Source organism: Varibaculum cambriense DSM 15806, from assembly GCF_000420065.1.
GTDB classification, from domain to species: Bacteria; Actinomycetota; Actinomycetes; order Actinomycetales; family Actinomycetaceae; genus Varibaculum; species Varibaculum cambriense.
Map to the genome: position 1 here is coordinate 262,275 of NZ_ATUF01000003.1, position 24,439 is coordinate 286,713.

The 24,439-nt window shown below is 53.8% G+C and carries 21 protein-coding genes; 15 read left to right on the plus strand and 6 right to left on the minus strand.

Annotated elements, in window-relative coordinates; genetic code table 11:
* The first annotated feature begins 11 nt into the window (after nucleotides 1-11).
* From F605_RS10255 to F605_RS0106270, 4 genes are all read left to right on the plus strand, one after another.
* Nucleotides 12-1,070, plus strand: coding sequence for a LacI family DNA-binding transcriptional regulator (locus tag F605_RS10255; RefSeq protein WP_022865043.1), 1,059 nt, complete (start codon nucleotides 12-14; stop codon nucleotides 1,068-1,070).
* Between the two features lie 129 nt (nucleotides 1,071-1,199).
* Nucleotides 1,200-2,951, plus strand: a complete 1,752-nt coding sequence (gene leuA, locus F605_RS0106260; protein ID WP_022865044.1) for a 2-isopropylmalate synthase — start codon at nucleotides 1,200-1,202, stop codon at nucleotides 2,949-2,951.
* Between the two features lie 202 nt (nucleotides 2,952-3,153).
* Nucleotides 3,154-3,885 (plus strand): DNA repair protein RecO, encoded by a 732-nt coding sequence (gene recO, locus F605_RS0106265; RefSeq protein ID WP_022865045.1) that lies wholly within the window; start codon nucleotides 3,154-3,156, stop codon nucleotides 3,883-3,885.
* A 7-nt stretch (nucleotides 3,886-3,892) separates the two neighbouring features.
* Nucleotides 3,893-4,675, plus strand: coding sequence for an isoprenyl transferase (locus F605_RS0106270; RefSeq protein WP_022865046.1), 783 nt, complete (start codon nucleotides 3,893-3,895; stop codon nucleotides 4,673-4,675).
* A gap of 47 nt (nucleotides 4,676-4,722) precedes the next feature.
* Here F605_RS0106270 and F605_RS0106275 read toward each other — a convergent pair whose 3' ends face one another.
* Complete coding sequence (locus tag F605_RS0106275) at nucleotides 4,723-5,943, minus strand: DUF1015 domain-containing protein (RefSeq protein WP_027723656.1); 1,221 nt, start codon at nucleotides 5,941-5,943, stop codon at nucleotides 4,723-4,725.
* 168 nt (nucleotides 5,944-6,111) lie between these two features.
* Entirely contained in the window at nucleotides 6,112-7,143 is a 1,032-nt protein-coding gene (locus F605_RS0106280) for a lipid II:glycine glycyltransferase FemX (RefSeq protein ID WP_027723657.1), read from the minus strand.
* A gap of 224 nt (nucleotides 7,144-7,367) precedes the next feature.
* Here F605_RS0106280 and F605_RS0106285 point away from each other — a divergent pair, with 224 nt between their 5' ends.
* The 3 genes from F605_RS0106285 to miaA all read left to right on the plus strand — a co-directional run bounded on the left by F605_RS0106285 (nucleotide 7,368) and on the right by miaA (nucleotide 11,134).
* Nucleotides 7,368-8,567, plus strand: a complete 1,200-nt coding sequence (locus F605_RS0106285) for a DegT/DnrJ/EryC1/StrS family aminotransferase (protein WP_022865049.1) — start codon at nucleotides 7,368-7,370, stop codon at nucleotides 8,565-8,567.
* 105 nt (nucleotides 8,568-8,672) lie between these two features.
* Entirely contained in the window at nucleotides 8,673-10,187 is a 1,515-nt protein-coding gene (miaB, locus tag F605_RS0106290; protein ID WP_022865050.1) for a tRNA (N6-isopentenyl adenosine(37)-C2)-methylthiotransferase MiaB, read from the plus strand.
* An 8-nt stretch (nucleotides 10,188-10,195) separates the two neighbouring features.
* Nucleotides 10,196-11,134, plus strand: coding sequence for a tRNA (adenosine(37)-N6)-dimethylallyltransferase MiaA (gene miaA / locus F605_RS10260; protein WP_022865051.1), 939 nt, complete (start codon nucleotides 10,196-10,198; stop codon nucleotides 11,132-11,134).
* Nucleotides 11,135-11,420: 286 nt separating this feature from the next.
* On the opposite strand, the gene hypD is transcribed toward miaA, so the two are convergent.
* Together hypD and F605_RS0106305 are read right to left on the minus strand one after the other, a co-directional pair.
* On the minus strand, nucleotides 11,421-12,569 hold the full coding sequence (hypD, locus tag F605_RS0106300; RefSeq protein ID WP_022865052.1) for a hydrogenase formation protein HypD: 1,149 nt from the start codon (nucleotides 12,567-12,569) through the stop codon (nucleotides 11,421-11,423).
* A gap of 48 nt (nucleotides 12,570-12,617) precedes the next feature.
* Nucleotides 12,618-12,884, minus strand: a complete 267-nt coding sequence (locus tag F605_RS0106305; protein ID WP_022865053.1) for a HypC/HybG/HupF family hydrogenase formation chaperone — start codon at nucleotides 12,882-12,884, stop codon at nucleotides 12,618-12,620.
* A gap of 46 nt (nucleotides 12,885-12,930) precedes the next feature.
* Between F605_RS0106305 and hypE the strand changes: the two genes are divergently transcribed.
* Nucleotides 12,931-14,115 carry a hydrogenase expression/formation protein HypE gene (gene hypE / locus F605_RS0106310; protein ID WP_244865188.1) on the plus strand — a complete coding sequence of 395 codons (1,185 nt, stop codon included), beginning with the start codon at nucleotides 12,931-12,933 and terminating at the stop codon, nucleotides 14,113-14,115.
* Nucleotides 14,116-14,166: 51 nt separating this feature from the next.
* Here hypE and hypF read toward each other — a convergent pair whose 3' ends face one another.
* Nucleotides 14,167-16,461 (minus strand): carbamoyltransferase HypF, encoded by a 2,295-nt coding sequence (gene hypF / locus F605_RS0106315; RefSeq protein WP_022865055.1) that lies wholly within the window; start codon nucleotides 16,459-16,461, stop codon nucleotides 14,167-14,169.
* A 120-nt stretch (nucleotides 16,462-16,581) separates the two neighbouring features.
* On the opposite strand from hypF, the gene F605_RS0106320 reads away from it, so the two are divergent.
* The 6 genes from F605_RS0106320 (at nucleotide 16,582) to F605_RS10265 (ending at nucleotide 22,801) form a co-directional block, all read left to right on the plus strand.
* Nucleotides 16,582-16,932 (plus strand): hydrogenase maturation nickel metallochaperone HypA, encoded by a 351-nt coding sequence (locus F605_RS0106320; protein ID WP_022865056.1) that lies wholly within the window; start codon nucleotides 16,582-16,584, stop codon nucleotides 16,930-16,932.
* A 1-nt stretch (nucleotide 16,933) separates the two neighbouring features.
* On the plus strand, nucleotides 16,934-17,722 hold the full coding sequence (gene hypB, locus F605_RS0106325) for a hydrogenase nickel incorporation protein HypB (RefSeq protein ID WP_022865057.1): 789 nt from the start codon (nucleotides 16,934-16,936) through the stop codon (nucleotides 17,720-17,722).
* A gap of 129 nt (nucleotides 17,723-17,851) precedes the next feature.
* Nucleotides 17,852-19,087, plus strand: a complete 1,236-nt coding sequence (locus F605_RS0106330) for a hydrogenase small subunit (RefSeq protein ID WP_051132126.1) — start codon at nucleotides 17,852-17,854, stop codon at nucleotides 19,085-19,087.
* Complete coding sequence (locus F605_RS0106335; protein ID WP_022865058.1) at nucleotides 19,087-20,829, plus strand: nickel-dependent hydrogenase large subunit; 1,743 nt, start codon at nucleotides 19,087-19,089, stop codon at nucleotides 20,827-20,829. The genes F605_RS0106330 and F605_RS0106335 overlap by 1 nt, the downstream gene beginning before the upstream one ends.
* On the plus strand, nucleotides 20,826-22,139 hold the full coding sequence (gene cybH, locus F605_RS0106340) for a Ni/Fe-hydrogenase, b-type cytochrome subunit (protein ID WP_022865059.1): 1,314 nt from the start codon (nucleotides 20,826-20,828) through the stop codon (nucleotides 22,137-22,139). Before F605_RS0106335 ends, cybH begins: the two co-directional genes overlap by 4 nt.
* Before the next feature lie 14 nt (nucleotides 22,140-22,153).
* Nucleotides 22,154-22,801: a hydrogenase maturation protease gene (locus tag F605_RS10265; RefSeq protein WP_022865060.1), complete on the plus strand. Its 648-nt coding sequence runs from the start codon at nucleotides 22,154-22,156 to the stop codon at nucleotides 22,799-22,801.
* Here the strand turns inward: F605_RS10265 and F605_RS0106350 are convergent.
* Nucleotides 22,791-23,147: a hydrogenase maturation nickel metallochaperone HypA/HybF gene (locus F605_RS0106350; RefSeq protein WP_027723661.1), complete on the minus strand. Its 357-nt coding sequence runs from the start codon at nucleotides 23,145-23,147 to the stop codon at nucleotides 22,791-22,793. The two genes, F605_RS10265 and F605_RS0106350, sit on opposite strands and share 11 nt — an antisense overlap.
* A gap of 23 nt (nucleotides 23,148-23,170) precedes the next feature.
* On the opposite strand from F605_RS0106350, the gene F605_RS0106355 reads away from it, so the two are divergent.
* On the plus strand, nucleotides 23,171-24,430 hold the full coding sequence (locus tag F605_RS0106355; RefSeq protein WP_022865061.1) for a nickel-dependent hydrogenase large subunit: 1,260 nt from the start codon (nucleotides 23,171-23,173) through the stop codon (nucleotides 24,428-24,430).
* Nucleotides 24,431-24,439 lie beyond the last annotated feature (9 nt).

Here is a 24,439-nt window from a genome sequence, read left to right on the forward strand (position 1 = left end):
GGCGTTTAGTAGTGGCAACCATTAGGGACGTGGCCAAGGCGGCGGGAGTCTCGATTGCTACCGTTTCGCGTGCCCTGAATGGGAATACTCATTTAGCTGCCGATACCAGGCAGAAAGTGTTGGCAGCCGCTGAAGAACTGGGATATCAAAAAGACCGGTTAGCAGCGGCTATGCGCACGGGGCGTACGGGAGCCATCGGGTTGGTGGTAGGAGACGTGATGAACCCGTTTTATGCGATGCTGGCGCATTGTGTGGAGCGGGCGGTGCATTCCCATAAAGCTTCCCTCGTGCTCTCTAATGCACATGAGGACGGAGAGAGTTACGAAAACGGGATTAGGGCACTGGCGAAACAGGGGGTAGATGGGCTGCTAGTGGTACCACCCTCCCGGGTATCACCGGGATGGAAACATCCGGATTCCCCCGAGGGAATGGCAATGGTGGCTTTAGATCGGGAAGCTCCGGGAGCCAAGATCCCCTCGGTAGTGATTGATTCTTCGCGAGCAATGCAAGACCTGGGAGAGCATCTACGCGCTGCCGGGTATCGTCATCCCGCTTATCTGGCAGGACCCGAGTTTTCTTTATCGGAGCAAAGACGCGCTGGAAAACTCCAGGAAGCCTTAGCTAACTGTGGTTTTGGGAAACTAGAAGTGGAATATTGCCCTCACGAGGCAGTGTCTGCGGCTAGTGCCGCCCGGGCGCTATTGGCACTGTACCGTCCCGATATTATTATCTGTGCCTCTAACCAGATCGCCCTGGGGGTATTGATGATCGCCAAAAGTATGGGAATGCAGCTAGGTGCTGACCTGGGATTAGCGGCAATCGATGATATTCCCTGGTTTTCAGTAATGTCTCCGGCGATCAGCGTAATAGACCAGCCGGTCGATAAACTCGCTAACTTGGGGGTAACGGTACTGATGAAGCAGATTTTCGGTGCCTCCTATTTGCCGAAAGCTGGGGATCGTTTAGTGGCCGGTGAAGGTGCCTTTATTCCTCGGGAATCCACCCAAGGTCCGCAGTTGTCTGCTCAATATGCGGGCCGGTGGTTACCAGAAAGCGGAAAAACAGTTTAGAGTAGTCCCGTGCGCATGATTATTCTGCTGCTAGGCTGCCGCGACGAAGTCCAGTAAAACTGGTCGAGGCTCGTCGCGGGATTCTTTGGTGTCTTCGGCCAGCCACTAAAAGCAGAAAGAAATCTTAGAATGCGAACTACTGGTAAAGCTCCTCGGCAACAAGCTTCCGGAATGCCTTTTCAAAAGTATGCCCATTTTTGGGATACTTCGCTGAAACTTCCTGATCGTACCTGGCCAGATAGAAATGTTACCCAGGCTCCCCGCTGGCTATCTACGGATTTGCGGGATGGTAATCAGGCTTTGATTGACCCCATGGATCCGTTGCGGAAACGGAAAATGTTTGATCTGTTGGTGCAGATCGGATTGAAAGAAATCGAAATCGGGTTTCCGGCGGCCTCGCAGGTAGATTACGATTTTGTACGCTCGCTGGTGGAAGAGGACGCAATTCCCGAGGACGTCTGCGTTTCGGTGCTTACCCAGGCACGCGAAGATCTAATCGGACGCACCGTGGAGTCCCTAGTGGGAGTGCCGCGCGCCAATGTGCATATCTATAACGCCACCTCACCTACTTTCCGGGAAGTAGTATTCCATAACGATAGAGCGGCCACCGTGGAACTGGCAGTAAGCGGGGTGCGCGAGGTAATCGCGCAAGCAGAAAAGCAGCTAGACGATTCCACGGTTTTCGGGCTGCAATATTCTCCAGAAATTTTCGTAGATACCGAAGCCGAGTTTGCCCTGGAAATCTGTGAAGCAGTTATGGATATTTGGCAGCCTGATGAGGATCGCGAAATTATTTTGAACCTGCCGGCAACCGTGGAGCGTTACACCCCGGACTCCTATGCGGATCAAATCGAATGGATGAGCCGTAACCTTAATCGCCGCGAACACATATGTTTGTCGGTACATAACCATAATGACCGGGGGACGGGGATTGCGGCCGCCGAACTGTCTATGAAAGCCGGCGCTGACCGGGTAGAAGGCTGCTTGCTGGGGCAGGGGGAGAGGACTGGCAACGTAGATTTGATTACTTTGGCGATGAATCTTTATTCTCAAGGGATCGATCCCATGTTGGATCTGTCTAACCTGGATCAGGTGCGCGAAACCGTGGAGTATTGCACTCGTATGGAAACTAATCCTCGCCAGCCCTATACTGGCGATCTGGTTTACACTTCCTTTTCCGGCTCCCACCAGGACGCCATTAAGAAGGGCTTTGATAAGCGCGCCCAGGCAGTGGCAGCTGTCGGCGGCGACCAGAATCAGGTGATCTGGACAGTGCCTTACCTGCCGATTGACCCGGGTGATGTGGGACGAGACTATCAGGCAGTAGTGCGGGTTAACTCCCAGTCGGGCAAGGGGGGAATCGCCTTCATGATGAAACGGGATTATTCTTTGGATTTGCCGCGCCGCCTGCAGGTGGAGTTTTATCGCCACGTCCAGGACTACACGGAAAAGTTTGGGGGCGAGGTCGACTCGCAGCTTTTGTGGAAGATTTTTGCTGACGAATATCTGCCCGGCGAAGAACATAGCCTTTCGCCTTGGGGGCGCTTCAAACTGCGTGATTCTCTCGCCGATACCAACCATGAAACTGGGGAAGTTTCTTTGCGTGCTCAGGTTAGCGATAACGGAACTTTGCGCACGTTAGAGGCGGTGGCGCCCGGTCCTATTGAAGCGTTCATTACTGCTTTCCAAGGGTTGGGATTGGATATCAAAGTGCTGGACTATGTAGAGCATGCCATGGAAACCGGGGAAAGCTCGCGGGCAGCCGCCTATGTGGAGGCCGAGATCGCCGGCCAGGTGCTGTGGGGAGTAGGTATTGATCCCTCGATTACCCGCGCTACCTATAAGGCAGTCATCAGTGCCCTCAACCGCGCGGAACGCTAGGGCGTGGGCGTTACTGAACAATGCTTTACCTCGAATAATAGCTGCTAAAAACCGTTTTGCAGGGACTCTAACAATCGTTTTGCAGATTTTAGGATGGTTACTGGTATTCGAATTTGTGGAGGAGGCCGCTAGCTCTCGCTCGCAAGTACCTGTGGAACTGTGCTAACACTGGCCTAGCAAGTAGATATGAGATAATGAGAGGATGCTGCGAACCTATATCGACCAGGCGATTGTCCTGCGAACCACCAAACTAGGGGAAGCAGACTTGATTTTGACCCTGCTTACTCTAGAGCATGGGCAGGTGCGGGCGGTTGCCAAAGGGCTGCGCCGGACTTCCTCGAAATTCGGGGCGCGCCTGAGTCCCTTCAACCGGGTAAAACTGCAGCTACACTCGGGACGTAATCTGGACACCGTCACTCAAGCTGAGTCGCTCAGCCTGAATGCCCCGGCGATCGCCTCCGACTATGAACGTTACCTCTCGGGGCAGGTAATGCTGGAAACTGCCGAGAAACTTTCCGAAGGCGAGGCTTCGCGCAGCCAGTACCGCCTGCTCGCGGGCGCAATACCGGCATTAGCGAACCGGGCGCATCGCCCGGGCATGGTGCTGTCCTCCTATCTATTGCGTACCTTAGCGATTGCCGGATGGGCGCCCGCCTTAAATGAGTGCGCCCTCTGTGGAGCTGATGGCCCTTTTAAGGTATTTTCCGCACCTGCCGGTGGAGTGGTTTGCGAAGAGTGCCAGCTCAGCGGCGGTCTTCACATATCTAAGCCAGTAACCGAGCTGCTCACTGCGCTGCTGGCGGGACAGTGGCCCCAGGTCTACCAGGCGGATCCACTAACCCAGGGGATAGCAGAAGAAGTGGTCACCGCCTATACCGAGTGGGTTTTAGAGCGAAAACTTAAGTCCTTGTCGGTTATGGCACGAAAGGCATAATAGGAATATGAGCGATCAAGAGTTTGTAGCCACTATTCCCCCGGGGCAAGGTGCTGCTATGCCGCAGTTATCGGAAGTTCCCTCCCATGTGGCACTAATTATGGACGGCAATGGACGTTGGGCTAACCAGCAGGGATTACCGCGCACGGCAGGACACCAGGCCGGAGAACTATCGCTTATGGATACGCTGGCCGGGGCAGTAGAAGCCGGGGTAAAAATGGTGAGCGTATATGCTTTTTCCACTGAGAACTGGAAACGTTCCCCGGCAGAAGTGCGTTTCCTGATGGGATATTCGCGGGATGTGATTCGTCGCCGTTCCCACGAACTAAACGACTGGAACGTGCGCATAGTTTGGTCGGGGCGGCGCGGACGCCTGTGGAAGTCAGTTATTAAAGAACTAGAAGCCGCCGCCGAGCTGACCAGGAAAAATACCGGCATGGTGTTCAATATGTGTATTAACTATGGAGGGCGCGCAGAACTGGTTGACGCTGCTCGTGCGGTTGCGCGCCGGGTTGCGACTGGGGAAATCAGCGAAAACCATATCCGCGAGGACACTTTGGCACGGGAAATGTATTTAGGGGGAATGCCGGATGTAGATTTGTTGATCCGCACCTCCGGGGAGCAGCGCCTATCTAACTTTTTGCTCTGGCAATGTGCTTATGCGGAGCTTAGTTTCGTTCCCGAAATGTGGCCAGATTTTAAACGGGAACAACTCTGGCGGGAACTAGCCGCATTTGGAGGACGCAATCGGCGTTTTGGGGGCGCGAAAGACCAGCCTTGCTCGGCTTAAGTTTGCCTGCGTCCTCGTAATAACAAAGGCGCTAAATCTCGGTATTACTAATCCCAGAGGGGATGGGCAAACAGGCCGCTACCCAGTTTCGGCTCGAACCAAGTGGACTTGGGGGGCATAATTTTACCGGCATCGGCCACTTCCAGTACCTGGTCAATCTGGGTGGGATACATATAGAACGCGCAGGCAGCGCTCGCATCTACTGCTGCTTTAAGCTCTCCATCCCCGCGAATTCCGCCTACGAACTCGATGCGCTCGCTGGTGCGCGGATCGTTAATCCCCAGCAGGGGAGCAAGTACGTTTTCCTGCAACAGCGACACATCCAATGAATCGGGCAGCTCTTTACCCGCGATCACCTCAGGATGGAAACTGCATGCGTACCATTTGCCACCCAGATACATACTGAAAGAACCCGGATTTTCTGGGGGTGCGAACCCGCCGAGTTCGGTTATCGTCGCCACCTGCGCTAAGTCGCTCAAGAACTGCGCGGGGTTGGTGTCCCCCCAATCAAGCACTAAGCGGTTATAGGGTAGGCAACGTAAATCATGATCGGGAACTGCGACTACCAGGAACTCATTCCAAGGGGCATCGGGGCGCTGCGGGCGAGAAAGCCCCACTTTGGCCGCGGATGCGGAGCGGTGATGTCCATCGGCAATATAAAAGTAGTCCAGCGCCTCTAGGGCGCGGGCAGCCAAGTCGGTATCTTCATCCGATAAAGGCCAAAGCTCATGGCAGGTTCCATCAAGAGTTTCCCCTTTAAGTAGTGGTTCCTCTTGAGTTACCCGCGCGGTAATCTCATCGATTTCTTGATTGGCACGATAAGTGAGAAATACCGGCTCAGTATGGGCATTAACCCGGTCAAAATGTTTAATCCGGTCGGCTTCTTTAATCGCCAAAGTTTTCTCGTGCCGCTTAATGGTGCCGTCTTGATAATCGGCAACCTGGGCGCACCCGACAATCCCCACCTGGGCGGCGCCTCGCCAAGTCTCCCGATAAAGGTACAGGCAAGGACGGTCTTCGCGAACCAGCACGCCTCGGTCAATAAAATCCGCCAGGTTAGCGGCAGCCTGCTCATGCACCTGGTCGGCGTGTTGATCCACGCTTAAAGGTAGATCAATTTCTGCGCGAGTAATATGCAGATAGGAATTGGGGTCTTTGCCTTGCACTGCAGCTTCCTGACGGTTCATAACGTCATAGGGCAGTGCCACTACCCGCGGAGCAGCCTCGCTAGTGGGACGCAGCGCACGAAAAGGACGCAACTTCGGCATCAAAATCTCCTTCAGATAGATGTCTTCACTTCCAGCTTATCGGCTTGGCCCCAGTTTCGTAGCTGTGTACCAACTATTAGCGAGGGGAAAATGGAAGCTAATGATAGTTTTAGGAGTATTCGCACCTAACTCCCTGCTTGCGCCGGACAAACAGGCAGCGACCTACGGTTATTTGCTGAACTGGTTGTAAGCGTTCGGGTTATAAACCCAGTCGAACTGTCCAATCATTTCTAAGAGGCCGCCCTCGCCGCAGAAGGCCTTTTTGAAGCTGTATAGTCCCCCGGAGTTATCCACCTCGAAAATTCCTCCCATATCGTATTGGGTGTATCCCTGGGCAATAGCGTCCTTAATTGCTTCATTATTCATTTGATAGTTGGGTCGCAGATTTCGTTTTTCATTGGAACTAGCAGCGTAAATATAAAAACACTTCCGGTTAAAACTGAGGGCGATGGCGCAGGAAAGGATCTCTTCCTCGGGGGTGCGAGTTTCATAGAGAGTTACCGCTTCCGGTGGGAACGCATTAAATAGGCGCCGGAAGTAATCTTTAGGGCGATGGGTAATTCCTTGGCGCTTGGCCATGATTTTAGTTAGTTCATAAAATTTATCGAGCGCTTGCTCGAAGCCAGGATCACTACGATGAAAACGCAAAGTTTCCAGACCATGTTTATAAGGAACTTTGATCTTTCCTTTATTTTTTGATTTTACGGTCTTCAGAAAATCATCATGGGTTCCCATAGAAATGTCCGCAATCATATGCATCCGGGGATTAGAAAAACTGTGTTCATCGGCTCCGCGGGTAGTAATCTCCAGATTATCTATGCCGGCATTGCGATAGGCAGCTAACACTTCCTCGTCGTAGGCAAACTCGGGATCCATCCTGAGAACAAAACCGTTGCGTTTTTCAATTACCGGGGCGGCCTCTTTTACCAGGGATTTAACCGTGTCAATATCTCTGAAATCGCAGACGGGACCGCGGGGGGCATACATAAAAGCATGAACGCCATCGTTCTTAACAGAGAGTATCGAGAGGGCGGCAGTTATGTTTCCCGCCTCATCCTGCAGATATACGTAGTCACTATCCCAGTTGTCTTTCACCTTTGCCCAGTTGACGGACTGCATAACGTGACCGTACGGACTGGAAGCAATGAATTCTTCATAGCGAGCTACGGTTTTGATATCCGTTAAATCCAAAATGGGCACGATTCTCTCCTCATTGTTTTCCGGATATACGTATCTATTCCCGGAATGAAATCCGCTTTCGGACACTTCAGTCTAGCGCCGGTGGGGTAAAGCCAGTTATGACACGCTGCGGTAGCGTCCCAATGAGGGGATGTTATCTGGGGAGTTTCTGGTCTCAACAGCATAATTTGTTTGTTTCAGACGGATTACCCCAGGTATTTAGATTGAGGATTTAGAATACCTACATGCTTGGAAGTAGCTTTTTGCACCTAAAGGAAACTCTCGCTGCGCTTACTGCTACTCGCGCTGAGGATTGGTTGTTATTTATGCGTGCCCGCCACGGGATGGCAACCGTCTACCAAACCTTGCACCAATGCTTCGGTCAAGGAAACGTAACCACCCAGGCATACACTTGCGTAACCGCAATTAACCCCATCCTGGTGGCAGGGCTAAAACCCGAGTATGGGGATATTGACCCCGATTCCATAGCTTTAGTCCCCAATTCCGCGCCCCTCCATGAGCAGACGCGGGCGGTGGTGTGGCAAAACACTTTCGGAATTCTCGCGGACAGCAAGGCGGCGCTGCTGCGTTCGCGGGTTCATAGCACTCCGGCGATTTTTCTGGAAGACTCCGCTCACTGCGTCGGATCTATGGTGCGTGATGAAAAGGGGGAGCCGCTCGCGGATATCTCGGTGCATTCTTTCGGGGTAGAAAAACTCCTGCCCACCAAGTTTGGGGGTGCGATCTGGATTAATCCGCGCCTAGAGGAGCGCAGCCCGCAGCACCATCGCTTTGTAGAAGAGCTAAAAACCGCTTGCGCCGGGGTGCGCGCTCCCCAGGGGCGCGAAGAAAAAGCTATGCGCCACTACTTTAACCAAGTTCGAGTCTTAAACCATTTACCGCGGGCGCTCTCGGCTCCTCTGCGGAAAGCTCTAATAAAAACCGATAGGTTTTTAGCCCCGATTATTCCGGTTGAACAGCAGGGAAAGTTAGATCGCGTCCCCTCCTTACCCTCAAAATGGGCGGCAGACCAGGCATTAGCCCAGCTGAAAAAGATTGAGGATACCCGGCGGCGGCGCCAGCAAGTGCAGCACGTTTATCAAGAAAAGCTTACCCGGCAACTGCAAATACCTGCTGATATCAATGGCTCCCAGGCTCTAGTGCGTTTTCCGATATTTGTTGAGGACGCGACCTCGGATATCAAGGCCGAGAGCCTCTTTTCTTTCTTGCACGCGCGCGGCTATTACCCGGGACGCTGGTATCGACCGGCACTATTTCCCGGGGTAAAAGATTACGAGCTCTACCACCTCGATCCTGAGCTTTCCGAATTACCCAACACCAAGCGCCTGATTGACAGTGCCATTAACCTTCCCACCCAGGAAAGTGTTCCGCGAGCCCAAGAAATCGCCTCTCTGGTAAATCAGTGGGCGGAAGATAATAGTTAACCACTGCTTTCCTTATAGCTGTCGACATAAATAGAGCACCATGCCAAAGAGCCCTCGGTCACAGCAGTTTTCGCCCCTGGCAGCTCGCCTATTAGACTGGGCGCGATGACAAGCAACGATAAAATGCCCCGCACCTACCATGTGCGCACCCTGGGGTGCCAGATGAACGAGCATGACTCCGAACGCATGGCGGGTCTGCTAGAAGCTGACGGATTAGTACCGGTAGAGCTGGTGCCGGCTGCTGCTGCCCGCGCCACTAATGCTGGCGACGCAGGAGCAGATGTAGTAGTAATCAACACCTGCTCCGTGCGGGAAGCAGCAGCTAACCGCCTGTTTGGGAACCTGGGGCAACTAGCCAGCGTGAAGCGGCAGCGCCCCGGAATGCAGATTGCGGTCGGAGGGTGCCTAGCGCAGCAGATGCGCGAAAAAATTATTGAAAAAGCCCCCTATGTGGACGCGGTTTTCGGTACCCACAATATTGATGTGCTCCCCGCCCTGCTGCGCCGATCTGCTCATAACCAGCAAGCAGCGGTAGAAATTGCGGAATCCCTAAAAGTCTTTCCCTCCACTTTGCCGACCCGCCGCGAATCGGCCTATTCCGCCTGGGTATCCATCTCGGTGGGCTGCAATAATACTTGTACTTTCTGTATCGTTCCTTCTTTGCGGGGGCGTGAGCGCGATCGGCGTCCCGGGGAGGTACTCGCGGAAGTAGAAGCGGTAGTAGCGCAGGGAGCTTTGGAAGTTACCTTACTGGGTCAAAACGTAAACTCTTATGGTGCCGGATTTGGTGATCGGGGAGCCTTCGCTAAGTTACTGCGTGCCTGTGGAAATATCGAGGATTTAGAGCGGGTACGCTTCACTTCTCCGCATCCGGCAGCTTTTAGCGATGACGTGATTTGGGCGATGGCAGAAACTGAAAACGTAATGCCTACCCTGCATATGCCGCTGCAATCGGGTTCCGATACTATTTTGCGGGCAATGCGCCGCTCCTACCGTCAAAAACGCTTCCTAGGGATACTGGATAAAGTCCGCCAGGCCATGCCCGAGGCCGCGATTTCCACCGATATTATCGTGGGCTTCCCAGGGGAAACTGAGGAAGACTTCCAACAAACCCTAGAGGTAGTGGAGCAGGCTCGTTTCGCTTCCGCCTTTACCTTCCTGTATTCACCGCGCCCGGGCACCCCGGCGGCTGACCGAGAGGATCAGATTCCTCACCAGGTCAAGCTGGAGCGTTACAACCGTTTGATTGCCTTGCAAGAACAAATTTGCCTGGCAGAAAACCAAAAGCTGGAAGGCAGCACCGTTGAAGTTTTAGTTGCCGAGGGCGAGGGGCGCAAAGATCAAGAAACTCACCGAATTTCGGGCCGGGCTCGCGATGGGCGCCTGATCCACGTGGCGCTGCCCGCCGGGCAAAAAGCCCCGCGTCCCGGAGATATCGTGACTGCGCAGGTCACTTACGGCGCTCCCCATAACCTGATTGCGGATTCTGGTCTGAACGGGGGAATGTTCTCCGTGCGCGCGACCAGAGCCGGGGATGCTTGGGAAGCGCGCCAAAGTAAAGAAGAAGCATACTCCCAGCAGGTGTCTTTAGGGATTCCCGCTATTCGTCCTCGCGGTTAGGTAACTTAATGGATGCCTCCAAACTTCCCCTAGTAGCGGTAGTAGGGCTTACTGCCAGTGGAAAATCTGGATTTTCCCTGCAGCTGGCTGCGGCGTTAGGGGAACGCGGAGTCGCCTGCGAGATTATTTCGGCCGATGCTTTCCAACTTTATCGGGGAATGGATATTGGAACTGCGAAAGTTTCTGTACAGGAGCGCGGAGGAATCCCGCACCACCTGCTCGATGTTTTGGAGCTTGAGGAAAAAGCCTCAGTTGCCGCCTATCAGCGCAGTTGTCGCCAAGTGATTAACGAGATTCGTGCGCGGGAAGCCCTCCCGATACTGGTAGGCGGGAGCGGGCTCTACGTGCGCGCTGTCTTGGACAAAATTGAGTTTCCCGGAACTGATAGCGGTATTAGAGCGCAGCTAGAAACCCAGGCGGCGCAGCTGGGGATAAAAAAAATGCATCAGCGCCTCGCTGAAGTTGATCCGGAGTCTGCCGCTAGAATCGTGCCGGCCAATGAACGCCGGGTTATCCGCGCCCTGGAAGTTTACGAATTGACTGGCAAGAAATTCTCCGCCACTATGCCGCGGCGGGAATACTTTCAACCTGCTGTGCAGCTGGGAATCAAGTGGCCGCTAGCAGTGCTCGATGAACGCATTAGCCAGCGTACTGCTCAAATGCTTACGCAAGGATTTATCGAAGAAGTCGCGGAGCTAGAAAAACGGGGACTGGCAGATACTCCTACCGCATGTCGCGCCACTGGCTACCAGGCAGTTATGGATTATCTCGCCGGAAAGATCACCCGTGAAGAGTCGGCAGAGCAAATAGCGCTGCAAACCCGTCAGTTAGCTCGCAAACAGCGCAAATGGTTCCGCAAAGACCCGAGAATCCATTGGCTAGACGGCGAAACCGGTGCATCCTCTAACCTCAAACAAGCCTTAACCCTCCTCGGAATCGAACAGTAACAAGAGTCATACGAGGGGGGCGAGATTTTCCTCCCGCCCAAGAATTCGGAAAACGTAGCGGCGTTTTCCGAATTCTTATGCCCACCGCGCCCACTCGGATAAAACCTCGCCCCCTCGTTTAAGTTGCCTTGGCTTACCGAGCTGTCTTCATGCGGGGGCAAGGGTCGCGGCCGGTAAAAGATGCGAGAGGGGCTCGTTCCGCTTGCTCCAAGCGGAACGTGGGGTCCCCGGAGCGCTTTTACCGAGCCAGACCCGTGAACAGACCCGCGTGCTTAGCCAGACCCTACTAGTCCTCAATTACGATGGCGTGGGCGGTTTCGCGGTCGATCCGGCCGAAGTTATAGAACGCGGCGCACGCCCCCTCGGGGGAAACCATACAGGTACCAATGGGCTTCTCCGGGGAACAGGCAGTACCGAAGACTTTGCATTCCCAAGGCTTAATCCGTCCGGTTAGCACCGATCCACATTCGCAGGCAGGAGGATCGGGAACCCGCACGCCCGGTACCTTGTACAGTCTCTCGGCATCCCAGGGGGCGAATTCCTCGGAAATCCCCATCCCGGAGTAGGGCATCCAGCCGAGACCGCGCCACTCGAAAGTGTCGCGGGTGGAAAATACCCGGTCGAGTAACCTGAGGGCAGCAAGGTTACCTTCGGGACGTACTACCCGCGAGTATTGGTTTTCGACTCGCGCTTCACCCCGTTCAACCGCTCCTGACAGGTATTGGTCGATTAGCATCGCAACCGACTGCAAAATATCGAGCGGCTCAAAACCAGTCACTACCACCGGTTTGTTGTATTCTTTCGGCAAGAATTGGAAGGCGTCGGAGCCGACTACCGTCGCCACGTGACCTGGTCCAATAAAACCGTCAATGCGGGTTTCGTCAGCCCCTACAATCGCTCGTAGCGGCGGTTCAATCTTCACGTGATTAGAGAACACGGAAAAGTTCTTTACCTGCTGTTTCTTAGCAGCTACCAGAGTCACCGCAGTGGAGGGGGCGGTAGTTTCGAACCCGATAGCAAAGAAAATAACCTGCTTATCTGGATTTTCTTTTGCAATCTTCAAAGCATCTAGGGGAGAGTAAACGAAGCGGACGTCGCGCCCACGCGCCCTCGCCTGGAGCAGGGATTCCTTCGAGCCTGGTACCCGCATCATGTCCCCGAAAGTCGTCAAGATAACGTCCGGTTGATTAGCTAGCCAGAGGGCATCGTCTACCCGCCCCATGGGGATCACACACACCGGGCAGCCGGGGCCGTGAATAAACTGCACGTTTTCTGGCAAGAGATGCTCCAGGCCGTGCCGGTAAATCGTGTGGGTGTGTCCGCCACAAATCTCCATAAACGCTAGCGGGCGCTCAAAGTGTTTGGCCTCCGCGTTGATACGTTTTACCAGTTGGCGTGCAAACTCGGGGTCGCGGAATTCGTCAACGTACTTCATATGTTCTATCTCTTTTCGCGGTCAAAAGATTCTGGTAGCAAGAGTCGGCTAAACCGAGGTGGTCTTAAATTGCTCCAGCTCGCTTTCAAACTGTCCCAGTTTTCTAATCTGATCTAAAGTAGTGGCGGCCTCTTGGGCGTCAATCTGCGACATCGCAAATCCCACGTGTACCAGCACCCAGTCGCCGACTTTTAAACCCTCGTCTGCCAGCAAATCTGTGGAAATCATCCGTTCCACCCCAGATAGCGAAACCTTGGCACGACCGCTTTCATTTTCATCGAATGCCACGATTTCGGCAGGAACTCCCAAGCACATAGAACCCTCCTTGAGCTAACTACTTCCAGGTTACTTACAATTGTCAGTGCTATCAAAGATGAAAACTGGTGCCGGTTTGTGCGATTATCAAAGAGTGGATCCGAAAAATCGCCTGAATAAGGACGAACTCAAAGTAAACTCCAATATTGCCCGGGTACGCAGCCGGGGAATGAAACTCAAAGACGACTACGTGACGCTCTCGCACGGCGCCGGCGGAAAAGCCTCGGCCGCGCTAGTTGATCAAGTGTTTGTTTCTGGTTATGGCAACGAGGTGCTTGCGGAACTAACCGATGCCGGGGTGCTGCCCCTAACAGAACTGCTAGGTGCGGTAGCCGGTAACGAGGACGCTGACTTCGGTGGCGGCAAGCTGGCAATGTCTACCGATTCTTATGTAGTTAACCCCATCGTTTTTCCCGGTGGCTCTATCGGGGAACTGGCGGTTAATGGTACCGTCAATGACCTGGCAGTTTCGGGGGCTATCCCCAAGGTGATTAGTGCCGGTTTTATTTTAGAAGAGGGTCTACCGATTGCGGATCTGCGTCGGGAAGTACAGGCGATGCGCGAGGCCGCCGAGAACGCGGGGGTACGAATCGTTACCGGTGATACCAAAGTGGTTCCCAAAGGAAGCGGCGACAAATTGTTTATTAACACCGCTGGCATTGGGATTGTGCCCGGAGATCGTCACCTAGGTGCCAGTAAAGTGCAGCGCGGCGACCGGATTATTGTTTCCGGAGCGATCGCTGATCATGGCATGTCGGTGATGATGGCGCGCGGTGATCTGGCGATTGAAGCCCCCATTAAATCTGATACCCGTGCCGTTAATCACCTGGTAGAAGCGTTAATTACGGCGGTTCCACAGACTCGCTGGATGCGCGATGCCACTCGCGGCGGCCTGGGAACAGTACTGAATGAACTAGCGGTAGCTACCGGGTGGGGGATAGCAATCGAGGACGAATCGATTCCGGTACACGATATGACCCGGGGTGCCTGCGATATGCTCGGCATCGATCCGATCTATGTAGCGAACGAAGGTATGTTCTGTGCGGTAGTGCCGGCCGAAGAGGTAGATACGGCGCTGGAGGCGCTGCGAGCACTGCCCGGCGGGGAAGAAGCCGCCAATATCGGGCGGGTAGTTTCTAAACCGGAGTCATCAGTAGTGATGGTGACGGCTTTCGGGGGGACCCGGATGATCGATATGTTGGTGGGTGATCCGCTGCCGCGAATCTGCTAACCGGCTCAAAGTGAGCAGGTAAAAGCAGATTAGCAGGTGCCAAAAGTGCTGCTAACAAGCTCCTAGAACTGCTGCCCACGCCTGCCCTAGGCTCAGCCCTCCATCATTTGGGGGCACGGTTTTGTGAGTCATGACTTGGTAGCCGTCTTCACGCATAATCCGGATAAAATGGCTGCTAAATAGGCGATTTAGGGCAACCCCGCCGGTTATTCCCACGGTTTTAATCCCGGCTTTTTCGGCAGTTTCTCCCGCCTGGCCAGCCAATAGTTGCGCTAGCCCCAGATGGAACTGCCAGGCACGTTCGCCCACTTCCCGCTCCTCCTCAGCCAGCATCTCGAAAAGTTCCCGGTAGCTACCAAAACTGGATGCCTGTGTGTCAACATGTCTATTTGCCCAAGTGTTGGCGGCGTGTTCTAGTTCCATTGCCGCCTGTGCCTCGTAGGTTACTTCTGTGCAGATTCCTAGCACGGCGGCCGCGGCATCAAATAGTCTGCCGCCACTGGTGGTGGCGACTACTCCAAAACCACTATCTAACTGGCTTTTTACCAGTTCTAATTCGGCGTGCTTTCCTTGCCGATCCCCAATTTCGTTACTAATTTTCTGGGTAATCTCATCCAGCTTCCAATCGTGGGCAATCCCTAACGCTACCCTCCAGGGGTACCGGACTGCCCGATCTCCTCCCACCAGGCTAAACGAGGGAAGGTGAGCGCGGCGACGCCAGGCAGCCCCCGCAATCTCCAGGATTTCGCCGCCCCAGATAGTGCCATCGGTGCCATATCCGGTGCCATCTACTGCCACGACTACCGCTGGATCCAGGTGAGAATGCTCCGCCAACAGGCTATAGGCGTGTGCCACATGGTGCTGCACCTGTAACAACTCAATGTCGCGCTGGTCGGCAAAACGGGAAGCCCAACTGACCGTGGAATAGGCAGGGTGCAGGTCGCAGACAACTTTCTCCGGCCGAGAATGCTGGAAATTCAACATTTGGGTTACTGCCCTTTCCAAGGCCTCCTGACTGGCCAGAGTACCCATATCCCCAATATGACCCGAGATATGCGCCCAATCTTCACTGGCCAGACAAAAACTATTTTTTAATTCCCCACCTACCGCCAAGATAGGTGCCGCGGCTGCCTGTGGCAGCGCCACCGGCAGTGGTGCATAGCCCCGGGAACGGCGGGAAGGAATAGTTACTTGCGAGTTCGCTAAGAAAACTGAGTCCTCCATCGGTAGATGAATATCGCGGTCATGGAAAACGAAACCATCAGCTATTCTCGCCAAACGCGCGAGCGCGTCCTCGTTCGTAAAACACAGGGGTTCTCCCGCCAAATTGCCGGAAGTCGCCACCAGCGCCATCTCGGAGCATTCGGCGCTCAAAAGTTCTAAGTGCAAAGGGGCATAGGGCAATAAAATTCCCACATCCCCCAAGCCGGGAGCCACCGCGGGGGCTAAATCGTACCCGGAGCCAAAAGGAGCAATCACAATCGGGCGCGCGGGGGAGGAGAGCTCCTCTAGCTGCGAATCGCTAAGGCGTGCCAGCCCCCTTGCCGCCTTGAGGCTGGGAGCCATGACTGCAAACGGTTTTTCTCCCCGGTTCTTGCGTTTGCGCAGCCGCGCCACCGCCTCTTGATTGCGGGCATCGCACATCAGGTGAAAACCGCCAATACCTTTTACCGCCAGGATTTCTCCGCGTCGTAAACGTGTGCGGGCTTCAGCTAGGGCGGTGGCGATCAAAGGGTGGCGATCTCCCGTTGGAGGGCGCAGATTTGGGTTAGTAGTATCGCTCACCCACAGGACTGGGCCACAATCAAAACAACTCACCGGTTGTGCATGGTAGCGCCGATTTTCTGGGTCGGTATACTCTGCGCGGCACGCTGGACACATTGGGAACTTAACCATAGTGGTGGTATCCCGGTCATAGGGTAAATCCATCATGATAGTCGCGCGCGGGCCACAGTTAGTACAGGTAATAAAGGGGTAGTGGTAGCGCCGATTGTTCGGGTCAGCCATTTCCTGGCGGCAATCCGGGCAGGTGGCAGTGTCGGGAGGAATCAAGGTACGCGCGCCAGGACGCCGCCGCGAAGACACAATCCTAAATCCACTTTCGTCCTCTTGCTCCGGAATCTCGCGGGCAACGCTCTGGAGGACGCTCGCCAGGGGAGGTAGGGTCGCTAGCATTTTCGTCATAAAGTTTTCAATATCGCGGGCGCTGCCTTGGGCTTCAATAAAAACTGACTCATCGTCATTTCCCACGAATCCGCTGAGGGAAAAATCCGCGGCCACTTTAGCCACGTGGGGCCGAAAACCTACCCCTTGCACTACCCCTCGGAGGCGATAGGCTCGCCGCATCTGCGCCCTCCTCGTAAAAACTTAACCACTTCCACCCTAGCGCTAACCCGAATGAAGGGAAGCGGGTAAGGTTAAGAGCGTTCCCGCTGTGAGCGGCAAGTCACGAAATCGAGGAGGGTCATGCACGAAGTTGCGCTTTCGCGTCAACTGGCGCGGATAGTGTCGCGAAACGCAGCTGGCCGTGAGGTGCTAGAGGTCGAATTAGAGGTAGGACACTTGCGCCAGGTGGTTCCCGAAGCTCTCCATTTCGCCTGGAGCGCAGTTCGCAAAAATACCTTACGCGGTCCTGCCCGGCTCAATATCACTGAGATACCGGCGGTGGTATGCTGCCGCGAATGTAAAGCCACCACCGAATTGCGAGAAGTGTTGGATTTTCGCTGCCAAGAATGTTCATCGCGGGATTTGCAGATAATCAGCGGGGAAGAGTTTAGAGTGGTGTCTATTGAGGTGACACCCTTAAGGAAGGAATAAAATGGGACGTTTTCATCGCCACGATGACGGCACGGTACATTCACACGATCACGGGGATCATACCCATCATCACGATCATGGTGACTATGTAGCTGATCCGGAGGTAATCGGAGATCACTCAGGCTACGACACCGAGAAAGAACGCATTGAAATCCTAGAAGATATCTATGCGGAAAATGACCACTTGGCAGAACACAATCGCCAGGCGTTCGCAGAAAACAACGTAAAAGTGGTTAACCTGATGAGTTCGCCCGGATCGGGAAAAACCACCCTCCTGGAGCGCACCCTAGCTGAACTGCAAGGAAAAATGCGGATCGGAATTATTGAAGGCGATATCGAGACTCCTTTGGATGCCGATCGCCTCCGCGGCTATGGTGCTCAAATTTCCCTGCTCAACACCGGGCAGGGTTTTGGGGGTGAATGCCACTTGGATGCCCCCATGGTGCATCACACTTTGGATGGTTTAGACCTCAGCCAACTTGACCTGGTGATTATCGAGAATGTGGGTAACCTGGTATGTCCGGCCGAGTTTGACGTGGGGGAGAACGCCAAAGCGATGGTGTTCTCTATTACCGAGGGCGAAGATAAGCCCCTAAAGTATCCGGTGATGTTCCGCTCGGTAGAAATCGTGGTGGTAAACAAGATGGATCTGGCGCCCTATCTGAACTTCGATATGGATCGTTTCCGCGGCTACTTAGAGCAAGTAAATCCGGGGGTGAAAGTGGTTGAAGTTTCCGCCGAAAAAGGAGAAGGGATCGACGCCTGGATTCAGTGGCTGCAGCAACTATGAATACGTTAATTTTATTTGCGTAATATAGGTGGATGTTTTACCTGGTTACCGTGATGTTTGCACAGTAGCTAGTTATAATGATCTCGAGAGACGTTGTGGTCTACCTTCAATATCAGTGAGGAACCGGAAATGAGCTATGAGATAAAACCGTGGCGGGAGGGAACCCTCGCCGATAACCTCGCCAGCGCCGGGGTCAGCCGACGAGATTTCGTTAAATACTGTGCGGGCTTGGCAGCAATCTTTGCTGTGGGTACCCCCCAGATGGCGCATGCAGCTCCGGCGCAAAAAGCCGCCGAAGAATTGGCCGACAAACTAGGGGCGATCACCAAACCTAATGTGGTGTGGCTCCAGCTCCAAGAGTGTACCGGCTGCATGGAATCAGCTTTGCGCAGTGGCGGTACCACCGTAGAAGAAGTGGTACTGAACCTACTTTCGGTGAATTACAACGAGCTGCTGATGGCCGCCGCGGGAGAAGCTGCGGAAGAAGCTTTGGCCGAAACCAACGCCAAAAAGCATATTTTGGTAGTTAACGGCTCTGTTCCTACTAAAGATGGCGGTATCTACTGCACCATAGGTGGCAAAACTGCGGAACAGGTTCTGCGGGAATCGGCCGAAAACGCAGACATAATCTTGGCAGTGGGAGCCTGCGCAGTCTACGGTTCGGTGCAGGCGGCGAAACCCAACCCCACCGGGGCAGTAGGGGTAGATGAAATCATTAAAGATAAAGCGGTGATAAATGTTTCTGGTTGCCCCCCGATTGGGGAAGTAATCACTGCCTCCCTAACCTATATCTTGACCCACGGCAAGCCTCCCGAAGTTGATTCTGAAGGGCGTCCCCTCTTCGCCTATGGTCAGCGGATCCATGACTCCTGTCCGCGTCGCCCCCATTTTGATGCCGGGCAATTCGTACGTACCTTTGACGATGCCGGAGCTCGCGAAGGTTGGTGCCTGTACGATGTGGGCTGTAAAGGCCCCTCTACCTTTAGCCCCTGCCCGATTGTGCAGTGGAATATGAAAGCAGGTTGGCCGATTGGTGCCGGTCACCCCTGTATCGGCTGCACCGAGCGTGACTTTTTCGACCGTTTCTCACCGTTCTATCAAGTCCTGCCAAACGTCCCCGGATTCGGAGTGGAAGCTACTGCCGAGAAGGTGGGATTGGGCTTTACCGGAGCGGTGGCGGCCGGTGTCGCTGTGCACGCGGGAGTTACCGCCGTTAGAGCTGCAGCAGACCGAAAAGCCACCCGGAATTCTCCGATGGCTGCCTTTGGGGACGCTACCGATGTTGATACCGAACCACCTTCCCCAGAGGAAACTCCCAACGCAGAAGTTCCTAAGGACAGCGAAAAGAACAGTGAGGCGAACTAATGGCTGAAAAAGTAGTTATCGACCCGTTAACCCGCATTGAGGGACATCTGCGTATCGAGATGGAAACCGAAGGCGAGCAGATTAAAAAGGCCTGGAGCGTTAGTACCCAGTTTCGAGGGATCGAGACTATCGTCCAAAATCGCGATCCTCGGGATGTATGGGCCTTCGTCCAACGTATTTGTGGGGTTTGCACTTCGGTTCACGCGATTGCTTCCATTACCGCAGTAGAAGATGCTATCGGTTCCAATCCCCCAGAAAATGCGCGGTTGATCCGCTCGCTGGTTTTGGGGTCACAAGAAATCCAGGATCACGTGATTCACTTCTATCACTTGCATGCTTTGGACTTCGTTAATGTTCCCAATGCGGCGAAGGCAGATCCGGCTAAAGCACTGGAGTTTGCCCACTCCATCGGTTCTAAATGGCGGGGCAATAACCTCAAGCGCTTCACCGAGGTTCGGGACACGGTGAAGAAAATCCTGGAGTCCGGACAGCTTTCGGTGTTTACCGGCGGGTACTGGGATCACCCAGATTATCGTCTTCCTCCCGAAGCAGATTTGATGTGCGTGGCGCACTATCTGGATGCTTTAGAGTTCCAACGCTCCATGATTCGTATCAATACGGTATTCGGGGGTAAGAACCCGCATCCGAACTTCTTGGTGGGCGGCATGGCCTGCTCGATTGATCCGCAGTCTTCTGAATCCATTAACCAGGTGCAAATGGATCAAGTAAAAACCTGGGTAGAAGAGATCAACGAGTTCGTCAAGGATTGTTACTACCCGGATATTTTAGCCTTGGGTGGGGTTTACAAAGACTACTTCGATATCGGCGCTACCCATCCGAATTACCTGGCAGTGGGGCTAGCCGGATCGATGTTTGCGGGTGATCCCAATAAATCTCGTCTTTCCTCACCGCACACCGCCATTAAGCCGGGAGTCATATTCGACGATGATTTAACCAAGGTTCATCCTTTCGACCCCCACAAGATTGAAGAGTTTATTACTTCTGCTTGGTATGAGTATTCGGTGGGAGACAAGAAGGGACTAACTCCCGACAAGGGAGAGACCACGGTAAAATACACCGGTCCGCAACCGCCTTTCAAATGGCTAGGTGACCGTGATAAATACACTTGGTCGAAAGCTCCTCGCTATGACGGTAAGCCGATGCAGGTCGGCCCGGTCGCGCGGATGCTTTTGGCCTATGCCCAAGGATACGAACCGGTTAAGAAGCTGCTCGACGGAGCGATAGCTACCTTAGGTATTACCCCCAAACAGATTAACTCTACGATGGGACGGACTTTTGCTCGGGCGGCGGAAGCAGTAGTGTCGGCCGATCTCATGCGCGAGGATTACAATGCTCTGGTTAAGAACATCAAGGAAGGCGATATTGATGTTTTCGATGCCAGTAAGTGGGAGCCCAGTCGTTGGCCGGCCGAAGCGCAAGGATATGCCTTCATTGAAGTTGCCCGGGGAGACCTATCGCACTGGGTATCAATCAAGGATGGAAAGGTGGATCGCTACCAAGCGGTAGTTCCTACTACCTGGCTGGCAGGAGGGCGCGACGCTCAAGGAGTTACCGGCCCCTACGAGGAATCCCTGATGGGGACAGGAACTCATCCGCTGGTGGATCCCAAGGCCCCCCTGGAACCGATGCGTACTATTCATTCCTATGATCCCTGTATGTCCTGTGGGGTTCACATTCTCGATCCCGATGGAAATCTTCTGGGTGAGGCGGTAACGTCATGAGTGATAAAACGGGAACGGCAACTGTAGGATTATCGAAAAAATCCTCTGAGAAAGCTTTAGCAAAGGCGAATAAAGATCGACAAATCGAGTTTTTCGCTCAAGATAAAGCGAAAACCGAGGGGATTGAGGTCGGGGGCGGCTTCAGTTGTTCGGATATCTCCCTGCGACGCCTGCTGGTAATGGCGGCGGTTTCCCCGGAAGGCAGCACGGATCCGGTAGATGTAGCGCTTAAAGAGTCGCTGCGCTACCGATTCCGCCATGGCGCCCCCAATGTAGAGATCCCGGCCGAAAACTTCGATCCCGCGGTCGATCGGCGCTACTCGTTGGCGCGTATCAATGATATGAAGCGGACTAAGACCGGGGAGTCTCGTAATACGGTTATTGCGCGGGGTGATCTCGAATCGGTGATGAATGTTGCCGCCCCCGAACGATCGCTGCGAACTTTGCTAAGGAAGAATGCGCAGATGGCGGGGTCGCGCGGCTACCGCTGTCTGGGGGTTGCCACCGCCACCGTGGATGAAAACGGCAATATCAGCCCCTTCACGATGGAAGGCTTTGTCAATGTGCGTCCGGTCGGTACCGGTCTGCAAGGCGGAGAGCTTACTCCCACCAGTGAAGATTGGGTCAGGCTTAGCGTCTGGTCTGCTAGTTTGCGTTTCCTGCATTGGTTTAACGTTTTCCTGATCGTTACCCTCTCCGTAACTGGCTACTACATTATGGATCCGTTCTTTGGGGATACTTTCTTCCGGGGGATAGATCCGGGATACCTCATGGGGATTATGCGTTTCATCCACTTTGCAGCAGCATTTGCCTGGCTGGCGGTGGGGGCTGCCCGGGTAATTATTGCTTTCATCTCCAAAGATCGCTATATGAGGTGGGAAACTTTCTGGCCGTTTAAGAAGAAACAAGACTGGATTAATTTCAAAGAGACGGTAGGTTTTTACCTCTTCTTACGCAAAGAGAGCCCGCTTTATGTGGCGCACAATCCGCTGCAGCAGATGGCCTACACTTCTATTTATGTCCTAGGGGCTTTCCAGATGCTTATCGGAGTGGCGTTGTATGCATTGCCATACAAAAACACCAACCTTTTTTGGCAAATATTGGCGGCTCCCAATGACTGGTTGGGAATCCCGATGATGCGTTTCATCCACGCCATGATCATGTTCATGTTCTGGGGTTTCGTCATCGGGCATATTTATCTTGCTTTCCGGGCAGATTCGCTGGAACGTCACGGAGGAATCTCCTCCATGATTTCCGGCGGGGTTTGGATGCGTCGTGCCTCAAAGCCCTATGATGCTCCTGAACTTTAGATTGAAAGGAATAGATGTCGGCAGGTAACTTGACGTCTGCGGGGGACTTTACCCCGCAATTTCCTGCGAGTTTACCATCAGAAATACCCTTAGGGGCAGAAAATAGTGATCACTATTTACCCCTTCCTGACATCTCTCAGGCTGATGGTAGTGCTTGGGAAGGAAGCCGTTTTACCGTCTTGGCGGTGGGAAACCCGATCATGGGTGATGATGGCATTGGCCTAGAGATCCTAGCGGGACTACAAGCATTAGTACCCCAGCGTCCTGCTTGGCAGGCTGCGATCGCCCGGGGAGAACTATCACTGTTAGAAGGTGGAACTAACGGTATGGAGCTGGTTCCGGTAGTTCAAGAGGCTGAGCGACTCTTGATTCTAGATTCCGTAGCTCCTGGCAAGGAGCGCCAACCGGGGCAAGCACTGCATATGAGTGGGGATCATGTACCCCGCCTACTTTCAATGAAGATGTCACCGCACCAGGTGGGACTGCTTGATGTGTTAAGCTCTGCCCGCCTTACGGGAAAAGAGCCCGCAGTGCTAGAAGTTGTAGGAGTAGTTAGCGAAAAAGTAGACCTCCACTTAGGTTTAACTGCTACCGCCGCATCGGGAATAAAACCAGCGGTCAATTATGCTGCCCAGATCCTAGATTCGTGGGTTAATCCTTAGCCCATTCCACCCAGGAAATTTCAAACTCACGACCGTGAGCCAGATTGCCAGTAGGCATCCCGCATTCTGGGCATAGCAGCGCAAAAAACTCGTCAATCTCTACCTCTTTACTGCAATTCGGGCAGTAGACACTAGCGGGAATGGTGTTTACCTCGAGCTCGGCCGAACTACAAATGGTGTTTTCGCGAGCGATTGGCCAGGAACCATAAAGAGCTTCTGGAATAGCGCCAGACATAGTACCGACATTTAGCGCGACTTTTTCAACTCGGGTAACCTGATAATCAGCGTCAGCGGCTGCTTTTTCCACCGCCGCCACTACCGAAGTTAATAGCCCAAGTTCATGCATATATTCATTTTCCCAGGAGAGTCATGAAAATCAACCTAGATGAAATCATTGATCCGCTGGAAGGGCGGGTAGTGGTATCCCCAGACTCGCAAGGCCAGGCTCATGCTCGTTTTGATCTGCAAGGTTTACCGCGGATAGACGGAATGTTGGTGGGAAAATCTGCGCTGGAAGCCTTGAAAATGACCGAGCATTTATGCGGGATATGCCCAGTAGCTCACCATTTAGCCGGGATCCGCGCCCTCGATACGCTCAGCGACAGTGCGCAACTATCGCGGGCAGCTGAGCTTACCCGCCGCCTACTACATTACGGATCGGTGGTGGAAACCCATTCCCTACGGTTCTTACGCCAAGACCGCGATAGCGGGATTACGCTAAAGAAAATCTCTAAGAAAATGCTGATTGCAGCAGGTTCGCCAGGGCATTTCCCAACTACCGCCGTGCCGGGAGGGGTTAGAAATTGGCCGAATATCGAAGATTTAAAGACCCTTCAAAAAGACCTATCTGGCGCGTTAACCAGCGCCGAAAAGCTGTGCGAACTAGCTCTCAACATTCAGCCTAAGACCGCAGTATTTAGCCAGTTTGCGGGGATAGATTTAGCTTTGATTAACGAGGACGGAGACCCGGATATTTTTGGAAACAGGGTTCGGGCAGCGCGCGCCGGTTCGACCTGGAAAGAGTTTGACTTCTCGCAGTGGAACCAGCAGATAACTGAGGATAATCCGGGCGCACCAGCACCGCGTCCCTATTTGACTGGTTTGGGCGCAAAAGAAGGGGGCTATCGGGTAGGGCCGGTTGCGCAGCTTTCGGTGGGCCTCTTACCCAGTGAGCTGGCAAGCGCGGCGCAAGTACGCTGGTTAGCGGCTAGCCGAGATGCGGCTAGTGCGCGCGCAATCATTACCTTGCACGTCTTGGAAAGAACTGTCGCGCTAGTGTCTGAGCTTATAGATTTGCTTGCACCAGGACAACTGGAAGATTGCCCCCCGGTGGAGCAGGCACGTTTTAAAGAGGGAGTTGCCACCGGACTGGTTGATGGTCCGCGCGGATTGCTGGCTCATACCTACCGCACCGATTCCCAAGGGGTGATTAGTGCCGCTACCATCCTGACTCCTACCGCGCAAAACGAACCCTGGCTGGCAGATCTATTAACCCAGGCGATCAGCAGAAAAGATGCGAGTAGACAAGCAGTTCTAGAGCAATCAATCCGTGAGGCTGATCCCTGTCTGCCGCTGAGTTCAGCTCCGGAGGGGCAAATGGGGCTGACGGTTGATACCCTGCAAAACTAGTGAGGAGTA

Bases quoted from the DNA above. Each gene is read 5' to 3' on its own strand.
- leuA (WP_022865044.1), top strand. From the start codon at position 1,200: ATGCGAACTACTGGTAAAGCTCCTCGGCAACAAGCTTCCGGAATGCCT.
- recO (WP_022865045.1), top strand. From the start codon at position 3,154: ATGCTGCGAACCTATATCGACCAGGCGATTGTCCTGCGAACCACCAAA.
- F605_RS0106270 (WP_022865046.1), top strand. From the start codon at position 3,893: ATGAGCGATCAAGAGTTTGTAGCCACTATTCCCCCGGGGCAAGGTGCT.
- F605_RS0106275 (WP_027723656.1), bottom strand. From the start codon at position 5,943: ATGCCGAAGTTGCGTCCTTTTCGTGCGCTGCGTCCCACTAGCGAGGCT.
- F605_RS0106285 (WP_022865049.1), top strand. From the start codon at position 7,368: ATGCTTGGAAGTAGCTTTTTGCACCTAAAGGAAACTCTCGCTGCGCTT.
- miaB (WP_022865050.1), top strand. From the start codon at position 8,673: ATGACAAGCAACGATAAAATGCCCCGCACCTACCATGTGCGCACCCTG.
- miaA (WP_022865051.1), top strand. From the start codon at position 10,196: ATGGATGCCTCCAAACTTCCCCTAGTAGCGGTAGTAGGGCTTACTGCC.
- hypD (WP_022865052.1), bottom strand. From the start codon at position 12,569: ATGAAGTACGTTGACGAATTCCGCGACCCCGAGTTTGCACGCCAACTG.
- F605_RS0106305 (WP_022865053.1), bottom strand. From the start codon at position 12,884: ATGTGCTTGGGAGTTCCTGCCGAAATCGTGGCATTCGATGAAAATGAA.
- hypF (WP_022865055.1), bottom strand. From the start codon at position 16,461: ATGCGGCGAGCCTATCGCCTCCGAGGGGTAGTGCAAGGGGTAGGTTTT.
- F605_RS0106320 (WP_022865056.1), top strand. From the start codon at position 16,582: ATGCACGAAGTTGCGCTTTCGCGTCAACTGGCGCGGATAGTGTCGCGA.
- hypB (WP_022865057.1), top strand. From the start codon at position 16,934: ATGGGACGTTTTCATCGCCACGATGACGGCACGGTACATTCACACGAT.
- F605_RS0106330 (WP_051132126.1), top strand. From the start codon at position 17,852: ATGAGCTATGAGATAAAACCGTGGCGGGAGGGAACCCTCGCCGATAAC.
- F605_RS0106335 (WP_022865058.1), top strand. From the start codon at position 19,087: ATGGCTGAAAAAGTAGTTATCGACCCGTTAACCCGCATTGAGGGACAT.
- cybH (WP_022865059.1), top strand. From the start codon at position 20,826: ATGAGTGATAAAACGGGAACGGCAACTGTAGGATTATCGAAAAAATCC.
- F605_RS10265 (WP_022865060.1), top strand. From the start codon at position 22,154: ATGTCGGCAGGTAACTTGACGTCTGCGGGGGACTTTACCCCGCAATTT.
- F605_RS0106350 (WP_027723661.1), bottom strand. From the start codon at position 23,147: ATGCATGAACTTGGGCTATTAACTTCGGTAGTGGCGGCGGTGGAAAAA.
- F605_RS0106355 (WP_022865061.1), top strand. From the start codon at position 23,171: ATGAAAATCAACCTAGATGAAATCATTGATCCGCTGGAAGGGCGGGTA.